Below are 13,442 nucleotides of genomic sequence, written 5' to 3' on the forward strand. Positions count from 1 at the left end.
CCCCCGGCACCCCTCCGGAGGACTCCGCCTCGCTGACGTTCCACTGGGTGAGCCGCCACAGCGTCCGGAACTCCGCGTTCAGCCGCCCGAGCCGCCGCCGGACACCGGGGTCGTCCCACCGCCCGTTGGCCCGCGCCTCCTCCGCGACCTCCCCCAACACCCGCCGACAGGCGACCACTTCACCCACGAAGGCCGTGCCGCGCTCGAACGACAGGGTCACCATGGTCACGCGCCAGCCGTCGTTCTCCTCGCCGACCCGGTTGGCGACCGGGACGCGGACCTCGTCGAGGAACACCTCGGCGAACTCGGTGGACCCGGCGAGCGTGCGCAGCGGCCGTACGGTCACCCCGGGCGCGTCCATGGGCATGGCCAGCCAGGAGATGCCCCGGTGCTTGGGGGCGCCGGGATCGGTCCGCACCAGCAGCTCGCACCAGTCGGCGACCTCCGCGTGGGAGGTCCAGATCTTGGACCCGGTGATCACATAGTCGTCGCCGTCGCGGTACGCGCGCGTGCGCAGGGCCGCGAGGTCGGATCCGGCGTCCGGTTCGCTGAACCCCTGGCACCACACCTCCTCGCCGCNNCTCGGCGGTGCCCTCGGCGGCGATGGTGGGCCCCGCGTGCAGCAGTCCGACGAAGTTGGCGCCGACGTAGGGGGCGCCGGCCTTCTCGGTCTCCTCCAGGAAGATCAGCCGTACGGTCGGGGAGGCGTCCCAGTGGACGTGGGCGTACCCGGCGTCGTACAGCGTCCGCTGCCAGCCGAGGTCGTACGCGCGCCGTGCGGGCCAGTCGTCGGGGGACGGCTTCGGCGGCAGGGTGGGCAGGACCTTCGCCAGCCACTCCCGCAGCCCGGCCCGGAACTCCTCCTCCTCGGGGCTGTACGCGAGATCCATGACCGGGGGCCGCCCGTCACTTGTCGAGGTCGAGGTCGAGCATGCGGATCGCGTTGCCGCGCATGAGTTTGTAGACCGTCTCGTCGTCGAGGCCCTTCACATGGTCGAGGGCGACCTCCTTGGTGTGCGGGAAAGTCGAGTCGACGTGCGGGTAGTCGGTCTCGAAGGTCGCGTTGTCCCGTCCGACGACGTCCAGCGAGGCGACGCCGTGCTTGTCGCGGAAGAAGCAGCAGAACATCTGACGGTAGTAGTACGTCGACGGCGGCTCGGGGATCAGATCGCGGACGCCGCCCCAGGCGCGGTGCTCCTCCCACACGTCGTCGGCGCGTTCCAGGGCGTACGGGATCCAGCCCATCTGGCCCTCGCTGTAGGCGAGTTTGAGGCGGGGGAAGCGGACCAGGACGCCGCTGAAGAGGAAGTCCATCATCGAGGCCATCGCGTTGTTGAAGGACAGCGAGGCCTGGACGGCGGGTGGGGCGTCGGGGGAGGCGGCCGGCATCTGGGAGCTGGACCCGATGTGCATGTTGATGACGGTGCCGGTGTCCTGGCAGACCGCGAAGAACGGGTCCCAGTAGCCGGAGTGGATGGAGGGCAGTCCCAGGTAGGTGGGGATCTCGGAGAAGGTGACGGCCCGGACGCCGCGGGCGGCGTTGCGGCGGATCTCGGCGACGGCCAGGTCGATGTCCCACAGCGGGATCAGGCACAGCGGGATCAGCCGGCCGCCGCTGTCGCCGCACCACTCCTCGACCATCCAGTCGTTGTAGGCGCGCACGCAGGCCAGGGCGACCTCCTTGTCGTGCGCCTCGGCGAAGGTCTGCCCGCAGAAGCGGGGGAAGGAGGGGAAGCAGAGGGAGGCCTCGACGTGGTTGAGGTCCATGTCGGCCAGCCGGGCCCTGGGGTCCCAGCAGCCGCGCCGCATCTCCTCGCGGGTGATGCCCTCCAGGGTCATCTCGTCGCGGTCGAAGCCGACGGCCGCGATGTTGCGCTTGTACGGGAACTTCAGGTCCTCGTAGATCCACCAGTCGGTCGGCTGACCTTCGGGGTCCATCGTGATCTGGTACTTCCCGGCGACATAGGCGAGCTCGCCGATGCCGGCGGTCAGCGGCTGGGGGCCGCGCTCCCGGTACTTCTGCGGCAGCCAGGTCTCGAAGAGGTGCGCGGGCTCGATCACATGGTCGTCGACGCTGATGATGCGGGGCAGTTCGGTCATGGATCCCCCACTCAGTTACCTGATGGACCGTCAGATCCTTGTCGAGCAGGTTAGTGGCACACCCCTGGACCGACAAGGCGCCCCGGCCTACGCTCTGCCCACCATCTGACAGCTCGTCAGCTCTGCGGACGAGTCCTCCAGGCAGGGGGCCGCTGTGAACGAAACCGCCCACGCGCTCGGCACGTCCCGCACCCTCTGGGAGCTCCTCGACCGCCGCGCCGCGCTCACCCCCGACCGGCCCGTCCTCCTCCAGGACGACCGCACCCTGACCTTCGGCGAGCTGCGCTCCCGCGCCGAACGGGTGGCGGCCGGGCTGTACGACATGGGCGTACGCCCCGGCAGGGTCGTCGCCTGGCAGCTGCCCACGCGCATCGAGACGGCCCTGCTGTCCTTCGCCCTGGCCCGCCTCGGCGCCGTGCAGTCCCCGGTCATCCCCTTCTACCGGGACCGCGAGGTCGGCTTCGCGCTCCGCGAGTCGAAGGCGGAGTTCTTCGCCGTACCCGGCGAGTGGCGCGGGTTCGACCACACCGGGATGGCCCGGCGGCTGGGCGCCCGGAAGGTCTTCGAGGCGTACGAGGCCCTCCCGGACGGCGATCCGGCGGTCCTGCCCGCCGCGCCGGCCGACGGCACCTCCGTGCGCTGGATCTACTGGACCTCCGGCACCACCTCCGACCCGAAGGGCGTCCTCCACACGGACCGCTCCCTCATCGCGGGCGGCTCCTGCCTCGCCCACGCGCTCCGCCTGACCAGCGACGACGTGGGCTCGATCGCCTTCCCGTACGCGCACATCGGCGGCCCCGACTACATGGTGATGCTCCTGCTGTACGGGTTCCCGGCCGTGCTGTTCGAGCACTTCGCGCTGCCGGGCGCGCTGGACGGCTACCGCAAGCACGGGGTGACGGTCGCGGGCGGGTCGACGGCGTTCTACTCGATGTTCCTCACCGAGCAGCGCAAGCAGCCGGGCGTCCCGGTCGTCCCCTCGCTGCGGCTGCTCGCGGGCGGCGGCGCGCCGAAGCCGCCCGAGCTGTACCACTCCGTCGTACGGGAGATGGGCGTGCAGCTGACCCACGGGTACGGCATGACGGAGGTCCCGATGATCACGATGGGGGCGCCGGACGACTCCGCGGAGAACCTCGCCACCACGGAGGGGCGGCCGCCGGAGGGGATGGAGATACGGATCGTCGACGGCGAGGTGCGGTTGAAGGGGGAGGCCGTCTGCCGGGGTTATCTGGATCCGGAGCAGTCGGCGGCGGCGTTCGACGCGGACGGGTTCTTCGTCACGGGCGACCTGGGCCGGCTGACGGACAGCGGGCACCTGGTGCTGACCGGGCGGCTGAAGGATGTGATCATCCGCAAGGGCGAGAACATCTCCGCCAAGGAGATCGAGGACCTGTTGCACCGCCACCCGGCCGTGCGGGACGTGGCGGTGATCGGACTGCCGGACACCGAACGCGGGGAACGGGTCTGCGCGGTCGTGGAACAGCCGCCCGAGGCCGAGCAGCTGACCCTGGCGGCGGTGACGTCGTATCTGCGCGCGGAAGGGCTCTCCGTCCACAAACTGCCGGAGCAGGTGGAGATCGTGGACGCCCTGCCGCGCAACGAGACCCTACGGAAGGTCCTCAAGTACAAACTGCGCGAACGCTATACCTGAAGCGGCCGGAAGGGGTCACAAACCGAACAGGACCGGACCGGGTAGGACCGGACGAGACCGGACCCGATCGGACGGGACCCTTTCGGTGATCACTCCGGCACCGTGAAGAAGCGGGCGAACGCGGTCACGACCTCCACCTCGTCGACCTTGCCGTCGGCGTTGGTGTCGAGGGCGGCGGACGTTGCGGTGGCGATGTGCTCGGGCACGCCGAGGGCCTTGAGGATGCGGGCGGTCTCGTCGACCGTGGCCGAGCCGTCCCCGTCGGCGTCCGCGACGGCGAGGGCCGCGTGCAGGAAGGGGCGGGCGATCTCGGCGAACCGCTCGGGGTTGTCGCGCAGCCGCTTGACCGCGCCGTTCACGAACTCGTCGCGGGTGATGCGCTGGTCGCCGTCCCGGTCCGCTATCCCGGCCATGCCCTGCCAGAAGGCCTCCGCACCGCCGTACAAGGACTGGCCCTTGTCCGAACGGGCGGGAGTGCCGAACTCGTTGAGCACCGCCTTGCTCGCCGCGATGAAGTCCTCGCGGTCGATCCAGCCGTTGCCGTCCTGGTCGAAGGTGGCGAACCGGGCGGCGATCCGGCGCTCGTACTCGCTGCTGACCATGTTCTTTCGGGCCCGCCTTACGTCGAGTGGAATGCTTGATCCATGCCTGTCGGTGTTCCTCGGACGGAGCGTACGACGTCCGCGGGCGGTACGGAGCGCGAAAGCGACGCTTGTACCAAGACTGCGGGAATTCCGGGACAACTGTGTGGCCCCCGGGACATGGGTGGGCGCGGGGAGGCCGGGCCGGTGACCGGGCCGGCGAACAGGCCAGGGACCAGGCCGGACCAGGCCGGTGGAGGCGGTGGTCAGGCCGAGAGGGCGTCGGCCTCGCCCTCGGGCTCCGGTGCCACCGCCGACACGACGTCCGGGTGCACGTCGAAGAGACGGCGGACGCCGAGGGCGGCCATGACGCGGTTGACGTGCGCGCCCTCCGTCGGACCGCCCGCCCTGCCGTCGGGCGGGAGGATCAGCCGCAGCCGCCCCCGGCAGGACCGCATGAGGCGGCGGGTGGCGATGAGGACGCCCACCCCGCTGGAGTCACAGAAGACGACGCCCGAGAGGTCGAGGACGAGACTGCGGCGACCGTCGGCCACCGCCTCGTGCACCCGCTGACGGAGCACCGGTGAGGTCACCAGATCCATCTCACCCGACACCCGCAGCACGGCCCACTCACCCTGCTCGCCGTCGGTCACTTTGAACTCCACCGCGATGCCTCTCAGTCGCCGAACCGGAAGCCAATACACCGCTTCCTGCTGCGCGGCTGCCCCGCCGTCGTTCCATGAAACACCCGTACTCCGCCGAAAGCGCGTGGCAACCGAGCCATTTCAGGGGCCTTTTCGGTGAGATTTACATCGAGTACGGTCGTTAGTGATCGAAAACCGATCAACAAACGATTGAGATCGATGCAAGTGCGGTTCCGAGTGGCCGTTTTCGCGCTGCGGAAACGGTGCGCGGGACCCCGGCGGACCGATGGACGCCCATGTGGGCGGCCTGAACAGCGCAGCGGAGGAGGCCTCTACCACCTTCGGCGTCGCGAGGGGCGCACATTGCCATAAAGGGGCGTGCGCGGTCAGCGGTGCCGACTACATTCGAGAACCCGATGCACGCAGGCTGGTACACACCGGTGCGCACAGGCTGGACACAGGCTGGACGCCGATGCGCACGGGTGGGACTCAGTGCGGGACGACGGCTCGGCCATGGGCCGGCCGGAACGGCCCGCGACAGGAACGGCGCAGGCCAGAGCAGGGTGAGGGGGCCGTATGGCGACGCAGGACGCACCGCCCCGGTGGGACCTCAGGATGCGGCAGCGGCTGACGCGCGGCGAGGCGGCCGCGCTCGGTGAGCTGTACGACCGGTTCGCGTCGCTCGTGCACGGCCTCGCCCACCGCGTCCTGGACGACGAGCGGGCCGCCGACGGCATCACCCGCGAGGTGTTCGTCCGGATCTGGGAGAACCCCGAGGCGTACGACCCCAAGCAGGGGCCCCTGCGTTCCTGGGTCGCCGCGCTCACCCACCGGCTGGCCGTGCAGCGGCTGCGGGCCACCGAGACCGCCGCGCTCGCGCAGGGCGGCGAGGGCAGCGCCGAGGAGCTGGAGCGCAAGGTCCACCAGGCGTCGGTCGCCGCCCGCGCGGACTACATAGTGCAGGCCATGCCCACGCCGTTGCGGGCCGCACTCGAACTGGCGTACTTCCAGCGGCGCGACTACCGGCGGACCGCGGCCGACCTGGGCGTCACCGAGGACGAGGCCCGCCGCCGCCTCCGCCTCGGCCTCCAACTCCTCGCCACCGCCCACGACACCCGCCCCTCCGGCACCCCACCCGAACCCGGAGGTACGGCGTGAACAACACGACGAACGCCTCCGGCGCGCACGGGGAAGAGCCGGACAACACGGAGACGACGGTGCCGGGACAGACGGAACGGGGGGCTGGCGGAGAGGACCGGGGGGCCCGACAGGCCGGAGGGACTTGGGAGGGGCCGGAGCAGCCGGAGGGCGCCGAGGAGATGCCGGCGGCAGCGGGCGCCGGTGGCGTTGCGGCCGACAGCACGAAGGCTGGGACCACCTGGGCCGACGGCGTGGAGACGGGTGGCGTTTGCGGCGTGGAGGCCGGTGGCGGTCGGGACGCCGCGGCCGACGGCGTGAAGGTCGGCGCCACGGAGGCGGGCGACGCCGAGACCGGCGATGCGGAGCCAGGAGGCACCGAGGCCGACGGCGCGGAGACTGGCGACGAGGAGGTCGGCGCCACGGGGCCGGGCGATACCGAGGCCGGCGTGGAGGCCGGTGGCACCGAGGCCCGCGATGCCGAGACCGGCGGTACGGGGACCGGTGACGCGGAGGCCGGGGGCACGGAGGCCGGTGACGCGGAGCGCGGCGCTGCCGACGTAGGGCCGGAGCGTGGCGCCTGTGCCCGTGCGCGGGAGCGCGGCGCCCGTGGCCCGGACGGCGACGCACGCGGCCTTGGGAGCGGCGACGGTGAGCCGGAGAGTGCTGCCGAGAGCGTGCGGGGCGGCACCGACGGGACCGGGAGCGGTACCGGTGCGCCCGAGAGCGCTGCCGAGAGCGCGCAAGGCAGTACCGGTGCGCCCGAGAGTGGCGTCCGTGGGGCCGGGAGCCGTGGCGTTGACCCGCTAGACGACGCGGAAGGGTCGGTCGGGGCAGGTGGGCGCCGTGAGTCGGGGAGCGGGGCCGGGGACGCGCCCTTGGGACCGCCCCGGATACCGCTCCCGCGCTCCTCGGTGGAGGACACGGGGCTGCCGCTGCCCGATCCCGCCCCGCAGCGGACACCCCCGTCGGCGTTCCCCCAGGAGCACCCGGCGCCACCACGCGCCGACCAGGACGAGTCCGCCGCCGAATCACCGTGGGCCGCGCCCGGCGCCCCGTCGGCGTCCCCGGACTCCCAGGCCCCTTCCCACGAGTCGACGGCCTCCTCCGCCTTGCCCGAGGAACCGCCGACCATGCCCTACACCCCCTCGCCGGGCCCGAATTCCCTCCACGACCCGGCGGCCTCCTCCGCCACGCCCGGCAAACCGCCGACCGCGCCCGAGCAGCCCCCGGCAGCCATGCCCGACCGCCCCGCCCCCACCGCGTCCGGCGAACCGGTGGCCCCTGCCCCCACCCCCGGCCTCTCCCCCCTCGTGCTGGAGCACCGGGTGTTGAAAGCCTTGCTCGGGGCGTGGGCGTTGGCCGTGTGTTCGGGGGACGAGGCGGCGGCCGTGGAGGAGCATCTCGGGGTGTGCGGCGGGTGCGCGGACGAGGCGCGGCGGCTGCGGGAGGCTGTCGGCCTGCTGCACCCGCCGGAGAGCCTCGACCTCGACCCGTCCCTGCGCACCCGGGTCCTCCGGAGCTGTCTGGACCGCCGTGCGCCCCGCATCCCCGTACCCGCCTGGGCGGCGCCGTACGACGCGGAGGCGGCCCGGCTGGACGCGCTGCTGCAGGACATCGACGACGCCGACTGGCACGCGCCCGTACGGCTCCGCTGGTTCGCGGGCGAGGGCCCGGTGACCCGGCGGACGACCGTCGCCGGGGTCATCGCGCACCTGCTGACCGTCGACGGTCTCGTGGCGACCGCGCTGGGCCTGGAGGACCCGCTGGAGCACCTGACGTCAGCCCCGGACAGCCGTGCTCCCGACGCGCGCACCGAGGCGTACTGGAAGGCCGCGCACCTCCCGCCCGGCCGCGCGATCCGCGGGCCCTGGCGGGAGCAGAGCCACGACATCGTCCGTACGACGTCGTTCAGGGGCGGCGGCCCCGAGGACGCCGACGGCCACAAGGACACAGAGGGCTCCGGACGGCTCGTCGTCTCGTACGGCCGGTTCGAGCTGCCGCTGCGGGACGCGATGCTCGACCGGGCGTTCGAGTGCTGGATCCACGCGGAGGACATCGCGGAGGCCGTGGACTACCCGTACGCGGCGCCCTCGGGACGCCATCTGCACGGGATGATCGACCTCGCGGCCCGGATGCTGCCCCTGGTGCTGGCCGAGCGCCGGCGCTCGGGCCTCGCGTCACGGTCGCCCGCGGCGGGCCGTCACCTCGTGTCCGTCGGCGCGCCCGGGCGCAGCCTGCGTCTGGAGATCGAGGGTTCCGGCGGCGGCGAGTGGCTCATCCCGCTGGACTCCCCCGCCGCGGTCGGCTCCGCCGAGCACGAGGTCGCACATGTCGCCCTCGACGGCGTCGAGTTCTGCCGGCTCGCCGCGGGCCACGTCCCTCCCGAGGAGGCCGCGGCCGGCCAGATGGGCGACCGCGACGCCATCCGGGACGTCCTCTTCGCGGCGGCATCCATGAGCCGCATGTGACCGGGCGGGCCGGTCAAGGCAGGCCGGTCAGGGGCAGGGCGCGGGCTGCGGGGCGCGGGCAACTGGGAACTGCGCGAGCGATCACCCATGCCCTGCGGCCGCCCCGCTCCCTCGCCCCACCGAGCCACGAAGCCACCGAGCCATCAGGCGCCAGGCGCCAGGCGCCCGGCGGCATCGACAGGCGTCCACCATCCGCGCCCGCCGCCCCGACGCCCCGTCGTCCTACGCGAACACCACCGTCCGGCGGCCGTTCATCAGGATGCGGCGCTCGGCGTGCCACTTGACCGCGCGGGCCAGGGCCTGGCACTCCACGTCCCGGCCGATCGCGACGAGCTCCTCGGGGGTCACCCCGTGGCCGACCCGCTCGACCTCCTGCTCGATGATCGGCCCTTCGTCGAGGTCGGCGGTGACGTAGTGCGCCGTCGCCCCGATCAGCTTCACGCCCCGCGCGTGCGCCTGGTGGTACGGCTTCGCGCCCTTGAAGCTCGGCAGGAACGAGTGGTGGATGTTGATGATCCGCCCGCTGAGCTGCTTGCAGAGGTCGTCCGACAGCACCTGCATGTACCGGGCGAGCACCACCAGCTCGACCTTCTCCTGCCGGACGAGCTCCAGCAGCCGCGCCTCGGCCTCGGCCTTGGTGTCCTTCGTGACCGGGATGTGGTGGAAGGGGATGTCGTAGGAGGCCACCAGCTCGGCGAAGTCCGTGTGGTTGGACACGACCGCCGCGATCTCGACCGGCAGCGCCCCGATCCGCGCCCGGAACAGCAGGTCGTTCAGGCAGTGCCCGAACTTGCTGACCATCAGGACGACGCGCATCTTGTCCTCGGCCCGGTTGATCTGCCAGTCCATGTGGAAGGAGTCACCGATCGCCGCGAAGCTCGCCCGGAGCTTGTCCAGGCTCACCGGCGCCTCCGCCGAGAAGTGGACGCGCATGAAGAACAGACCCGTGTCGTGGTCGCCGAACTGCTGGCTGTCCTCGATGTTGCAGCCGGTCATGAAGAGGTAGCTCGACACGGCGTGCACGATGCCCTGCTTGTCGGGGCAGGAGAGGGTGAGGACGTACTGGTCGGCGGGCGCCGCGGCGGGAGTGGGCTGCGCGTTCATGCCCGACAGGGTCGCATACGGCGTCCCCATGTCGGCAATCGTCCCGAGGACCGGACCGACCGGAACGGCCCCGTCCGGACGGCCCGCCGGCACCGCTCCCGTGCCGACCCGCGCCGACCTCGTCCCGTCCCGACGCGACCCCGCGCCGACCCGGTACTACCCCCTACGCCGCCCTCGTCATGATCCGCAGCACCTCGAGCGTGCGCGGCGGTGTGTCCGGGTCCTCGCCGTCGCTCACCGTCAGACGCACATGGGCCTCGCGGGCCGCGCGGACCGCCTCGGGCCACGCGGGGTGGTCGAGGTACGCGGAGACGGGGGCGTCCGGCCCCACCTGGTGCATGATCCGCAGTACGCGCAGCACGGCGGTGTCGACAAGCGCCGCCTCCTGGGCGTCGCGGAAAATCGCTCCCACGTACTTCTCCGCGGACCAGTTGTCCAGCCAGGTGTCCTCGACCAGGCGGTACACGGCGTCGGTGACGTCACCGTAGCCGTCGACGCCGGCCAGCCAGACGTCCCGCTGGAACACCGGATCGGAGAGCATGTGCAGCGCGGAGCGCACATTGCTGCGCCAGCGCCACCAAGGCATGTCGTTCAGTGGCATGCCGCCCATGGTGGATGAGCGACGCCCACGACGGGAAGAGTTCTCCGAACCTTGGACGGTCATCGCTCCCGCGTTCCTCTCTGCACTCTCTCGAAAATACGATCGTAGCTTCCCGTAATTCACCTCCCGGTCACCTTCCGTTGACCGATCGTCACGCCCGGGTTGGTCATGTGGCGGAATCGTGCGGAGCCATGACCGGCAGGCGACGCACCCCAGTAGACCGTCCCAGGCCCATCCGTCCCGGCGGTTTCCGCCGTACCGGGACGAAACGGGCCGGTACCGCGAGAGTCGTCGCACTGGCGTTGTGTGCGTCGCTCGCCGCCGGGTGCGGGGTCGTGTCCGGCGTCACGGGGGATTCCGGGGACGGCCCCATCACCGTCATGACCTGGGCGCCGGAGAAGACCGCCGCCACCAACAAGCCCGGCATGCCCGCCATGGCCAAGGCGTACGCCCGCTGGATCAACGCGGGCGGCGGGATCAACGGCCGTGAGCTGCGCATCGTCACCTGCAACGACCACAACGACACCGTGGGCGCCGCGCGGTGCGCCCGCCGCGCGGCGAAGGAGGACGCCGTCGCCGTCGTCGGCTCCTACAGCCAGCACGGCCGCTCCTTCCTCGCCCCGCTGGAGTCCGCCGGCATCCCCTACATCGGCGGCTACGGCGTGACCGACGACGAGTTCTCCAGCGCCCTGTCCTACCCGGTCAACGGCGGCCAGGCCGCGCTCATGGCTGGCCTCGGCGAGCAGCTCGCGCGCGCCTGCGGCCCCGTGGCCCTCGTCCGCCCCGACTCCATAGCGGGCGACCAGCTTCCGCTGCTGCTGAACTCGGGGCTGCGCTCCGGGGGCCACCGGGGGGCCGAGGACCAGCTGGCCGCCGAGGACGCGACCGAGTACGCGGACCATTCCCGGCAGGCGCTGCGGCGGGCCTCCGGCGACCCGGTGAAGCGGGGGTGCGTGGTGCCCGCGCTCGGCGACCGGACCTCCACGTTCATGGACTCGTTCCGCCGGGACCGCAAGGACTACCCCGCCGTGCGCACCGCCTCCGTGCTCGGCAGCGTCGACCAGTCCCTCGTCGACTCCACCGGCGGCAGGTCGGGGCCGTACGAGGGGACGTACGTCACCGGCTGGTACCCGGTGGAGACCGACAAGCGCTGGGACCGGATGAAGAAGGTGATCCGCGAGCACGCCTTCGACGACAACCGGATCGACCCCGCGGACCCCGGGGTGCAGACCACCTGGATCGCCTACACCGTGCTGACGTCCGTCATCGAGAAGATCGGCGACCGCGAGGTCACCGCCCAGGCGATCCGCAACACGCTCGACAACGGGATGAGGGTCACCACGGGCGGCCTGACTCCGCCGCTGACCTGGCGCTTCGAGGACCTGATCGCCGCCGCCGGCTTCCCCCGCCTGATCAACCCGGAGGTCACCTTCCAGGTGGTCCGCAAGGGCCGCCTGGTCGCCGCCCGCCAGGGCTTCGTGAACGTCGAGAAGACCCTCGTCGACGCGGAGCTGTGACCGGCCGGGGCCTGCCCTCCTGACGGCCACCGCGCGACCGCGGGGGTCCGTCAGGAGCGGTCCGGCTGGGCAGGGCCAGGAGGGGCCCTGGCCGGGCACCGCCTAGAGCTGGCCCGCCTGCCGCTGGGTCAGGCCGTACTTTCCGGCGATGCCGTTCCACAGCTGCGCGGCCTTCGTCTTCTCGGCGCTCGCCGTGCTGCTGGCCTGGTTGCCCGCCTGGGTCTCGGGGGTGGAGCGGGCCTGGCCCCGCTTGCAGAGCTTCCTCTTGCCGGCGACCTGGTCGGCCCACGCGGCGTAGTGGTTGTCGGCGGACGCGGAGGCCTGCCACGCCTTGGTGAGCGAGGTGGTCAGGGCGGCGTTGTCGGGCAGCTTGTCGACGGACAGCTCGCCGAGCTTGGTGACGAGGTCGTTGCGCTGCTTGGCCGCGTTGCGCAGATCGGTGGCGGCCTGCCCCAGGTTGGTGCAGGACCGGATGTTCCCGACCGCCTTGATCACGCTGTTGCGGCTGTTGCCGCTGTCCGCGAGCAGCTTGTCCAGCGCGACCGCCTGCTCCTTCGCCGGGTCGGCCGCCTCGGCCGACGACTCCTCGGCCGACGGCTCGGACGCCGTCACGCTCTTGTCGTCGCCCTGCCCCTGGTCGTCCTTGCCGCCGCTCGCCATCAGGGCGCCCGCCCCGATGCCGAGGACGGCGATCCCGATGCCCACGGCGGCGATCAGCGGCACCTTGGAGCGCGTACGTCCGCCCCCCGCGCCCCCGTCGTCTCGTCTCGCGGTGGCCCGCCCGGCATGACCCCCGTGACCACCGGGGCCGCCGTGACCACCGGGGCCGCCGGGCCCCTGCGGCGGCTGCGCGCCGTACGGCTGCTGGATCCTCGGCATCTGCTGCGTGGCCCCGGCAGGTCCGGCGCCCGCGGGCTCGCTGCGGAAGAGGCTGTCGAACACGTCCGGCTGCTGCTGCGGCGCACCGTACGCCTGGGGCCGGTCCGGGGCCGGGGCCCCCGGCTGGGCGGCCACCGGCGGTATGTACTGGGTGGGCTCGGCGTCCGGGTTCGCGGTGGGCGGCAGGGGCCCGGCACCGTGGTCCGGGACCCGCCCGAGGTACGCCGTCGCGTCGGCCGACGCCTCCGGCGGCAGCGCGCCCGGCCCCACCGGCGGCAGGAACTGGGTGGCCGCCTCCGGCGCCGCGGGCACCGGCGGTATGTACTGTGTCGCCGCCTCGTCCCCGGGCAGCGGACCGGCGGACGGCACCGGCGGCAGGAACTGGGTNNACTGGGTGGCCCCCTCGTCCACCGGCGGCGCCGGCGGCATGGGCGCCCCGCCCGACGCGAGCGACACCTCTCCCGCGACCGGCGGCAGAGGCATCCCGGAACCACCCCCGGCATACCCGTCGCCCGCGTAGGGCCCCTGCGCCGCCCCTGGCGCGCCGTAGGCGGCCTGCGACCCGCCCTGCGCCCCGTAGGCGGCCTGCGAAGGCCCTTCGGCCCCGTAACCGGCCTGGGACGCCCCCTGCGTTCCGTACCCGGCCGGGGACCCGTCGGATCCGTAGGCGGCCTGCGAGGCCCCGTCGGTTCCGTATGCGCCCTGCGACGACCCGTCGCTTCCGTACCCGGCCTGCGCCCCCTCGGCCCCGTACCCG

Annotated in this window: 11 protein-coding genes and 1 pseudogene; 4 read left to right on the forward strand and 8 right to left on the reverse strand. The window is 72.6% G+C overall.

Annotated features, from left to right (window positions below):
- The 3 genes and pseudogenes from AOK23_RS19390 to AOK23_RS19395 form a co-directional block, all read right to left on the reverse strand.
- A partial coding sequence (locus AOK23_RS19390) for an acyl-CoA dehydrogenase family protein (RefSeq protein WP_240496459.1) occupies positions 1 to 579 on the reverse strand: 579 nt, incomplete at both ends.
- Between the two features lie 2 nt (positions 580 to 581).
- Positions 582 to 890 (reverse strand): annotated as a pseudogene (locus tag AOK23_RS49955) (acyl-CoA dehydrogenase); the annotation flags it as partial.
- 16 nt (positions 891 to 906) lie between these two features.
- Positions 907 to 2,100, reverse strand: a complete 1,194-nt coding sequence (locus tag AOK23_RS19395) for an amidohydrolase family protein (RefSeq protein ID WP_055713961.1) — start codon at positions 2,098 to 2,100, stop codon at positions 907 to 909.
- 154 nt (positions 2,101 to 2,254) lie between these two features.
- Here AOK23_RS19395 and AOK23_RS19400 point away from each other — a divergent pair, with 154 nt between their 5' ends.
- The gene (locus AOK23_RS19400) at positions 2,255 to 3,751 is read left to right on the forward strand and encodes a class I adenylate-forming enzyme family protein (protein ID WP_055713962.1); all 1,497 of its coding nucleotides are present in this window, start codon (positions 2,255 to 2,257) and stop codon (positions 3,749 to 3,751) included.
- An 89-nt stretch (positions 3,752 to 3,840) separates the two neighbouring features.
- On the opposite strand, the gene AOK23_RS19405 is transcribed toward AOK23_RS19400, so the two are convergent.
- Positions 3,841 to 4,353, reverse strand: coding sequence for an EF-hand domain-containing protein (locus AOK23_RS19405; protein WP_055713963.1), 513 nt, complete (start codon positions 4,351 to 4,353; stop codon positions 3,841 to 3,843).
- Positions 4,354 to 4,598: 245 nt separating this feature from the next.
- Positions 4,599 to 5,003 carry an STAS domain-containing protein gene (locus AOK23_RS19410; RefSeq protein ID WP_055713967.1) on the reverse strand — a complete coding sequence of 135 codons (405 nt, stop codon included), beginning with the start codon at positions 5,001 to 5,003 and terminating at the stop codon, positions 4,599 to 4,601.
- Between the two features lie 549 nt (positions 5,004 to 5,552).
- Here AOK23_RS19410 and AOK23_RS19415 point away from each other — a divergent pair.
- Both AOK23_RS19415 and AOK23_RS19420 read left to right on the forward strand, forming a co-directional pair.
- Positions 5,553 to 6,134 (forward strand): sigma-70 family RNA polymerase sigma factor, encoded by a 582-nt coding sequence (locus AOK23_RS19415; RefSeq protein WP_055713964.1) that lies wholly within the window; start codon positions 5,553 to 5,555, stop codon positions 6,132 to 6,134.
- Between the two features lie 1,112 nt (positions 6,135 to 7,246).
- The gene (locus AOK23_RS19420) at positions 7,247 to 8,584 is read left to right on the forward strand and encodes a zf-HC2 domain-containing protein (protein ID WP_107102819.1); all 1,338 of its coding nucleotides are present in this window, start codon (positions 7,247 to 7,249) and stop codon (positions 8,582 to 8,584) included.
- Positions 8,585 to 8,806: 222 nt separating this feature from the next.
- Here the strand turns inward: AOK23_RS19420 and purU are convergent, their stop codons facing one another.
- The gene (purU, locus tag AOK23_RS19425; protein WP_055713968.1) at positions 8,807 to 9,688 is read right to left on the reverse strand and encodes a formyltetrahydrofolate deformylase; all 882 of its coding nucleotides are present in this window, start codon (positions 9,686 to 9,688) and stop codon (positions 8,807 to 8,809) included.
- Between the two features lie 163 nt (positions 9,689 to 9,851).
- Positions 9,852 to 10,352 (reverse strand): SCO4402 family protein, encoded by a 501-nt coding sequence (locus AOK23_RS19430; protein ID WP_055713965.1) that lies wholly within the window; start codon positions 10,350 to 10,352, stop codon positions 9,852 to 9,854.
- A gap of 128 nt (positions 10,353 to 10,480) precedes the next feature.
- Between AOK23_RS19430 and AOK23_RS19435 the strand changes: the two genes are divergently transcribed.
- The gene (locus AOK23_RS19435; protein ID WP_055713966.1) at positions 10,481 to 11,806 is read left to right on the forward strand and encodes an ABC transporter substrate-binding protein; all 1,326 of its coding nucleotides are present in this window, start codon (positions 10,481 to 10,483) and stop codon (positions 11,804 to 11,806) included.
- 102 nt (positions 11,807 to 11,908) lie between these two features.
- Here AOK23_RS19435 and AOK23_RS19440 read toward each other — a convergent pair.
- Positions 11,909 to 13,072: hypothetical protein (locus AOK23_RS19440; RefSeq protein WP_240496458.1), on the reverse strand; the 1,164-nt coding region annotated here is incomplete at its 5' end.
- Between the last annotated feature and the right edge of the window lie 370 nt (positions 13,073 to 13,442).

The organism is Streptomyces torulosus (genome assembly GCF_001419765.1).
Lineage (GTDB): Bacteria > Actinomycetota > Actinomycetes > Streptomycetales > Streptomycetaceae > Streptomyces > Streptomyces torulosus.

Excerpts from the sequence above, each read along its gene's own strand:
- AOK23_RS19395 (WP_055713961.1), bottom strand. The coding sequence starts at position 2,100 with ATGACCGAACTGCCCCGCATCATCAGCGTCGACGACCATGTGATCGAG.
- AOK23_RS19405 (WP_055713963.1), bottom strand. The coding sequence starts at position 4,353 with ATGGTCAGCAGCGAGTACGAGCGCCGGATCGCCGCCCGGTTCGCCACC.
- AOK23_RS19415 (WP_055713964.1), top strand. The coding sequence starts at position 5,553 with ATGGCGACGCAGGACGCACCGCCCCGGTGGGACCTCAGGATGCGGCAG.
- AOK23_RS19420 (WP_107102819.1), top strand. The coding sequence starts at position 7,247 with ATGCCCTACACCCCCTCGCCGGGCCCGAATTCCCTCCACGACCCGGCG.
- purU (WP_055713968.1), bottom strand. The coding sequence starts at position 9,688 with ATGAACGCGCAGCCCACTCCCGCCGCGGCGCCCGCCGACCAGTACGTC.
- AOK23_RS19430 (WP_055713965.1), bottom strand. The coding sequence starts at position 10,352 with ATGACCGTCCAAGGTTCGGAGAACTCTTCCCGTCGTGGGCGTCGCTCA.
- AOK23_RS19435 (WP_055713966.1), top strand. The coding sequence starts at position 10,481 with ATGACCGGCAGGCGACGCACCCCAGTAGACCGTCCCAGGCCCATCCGT.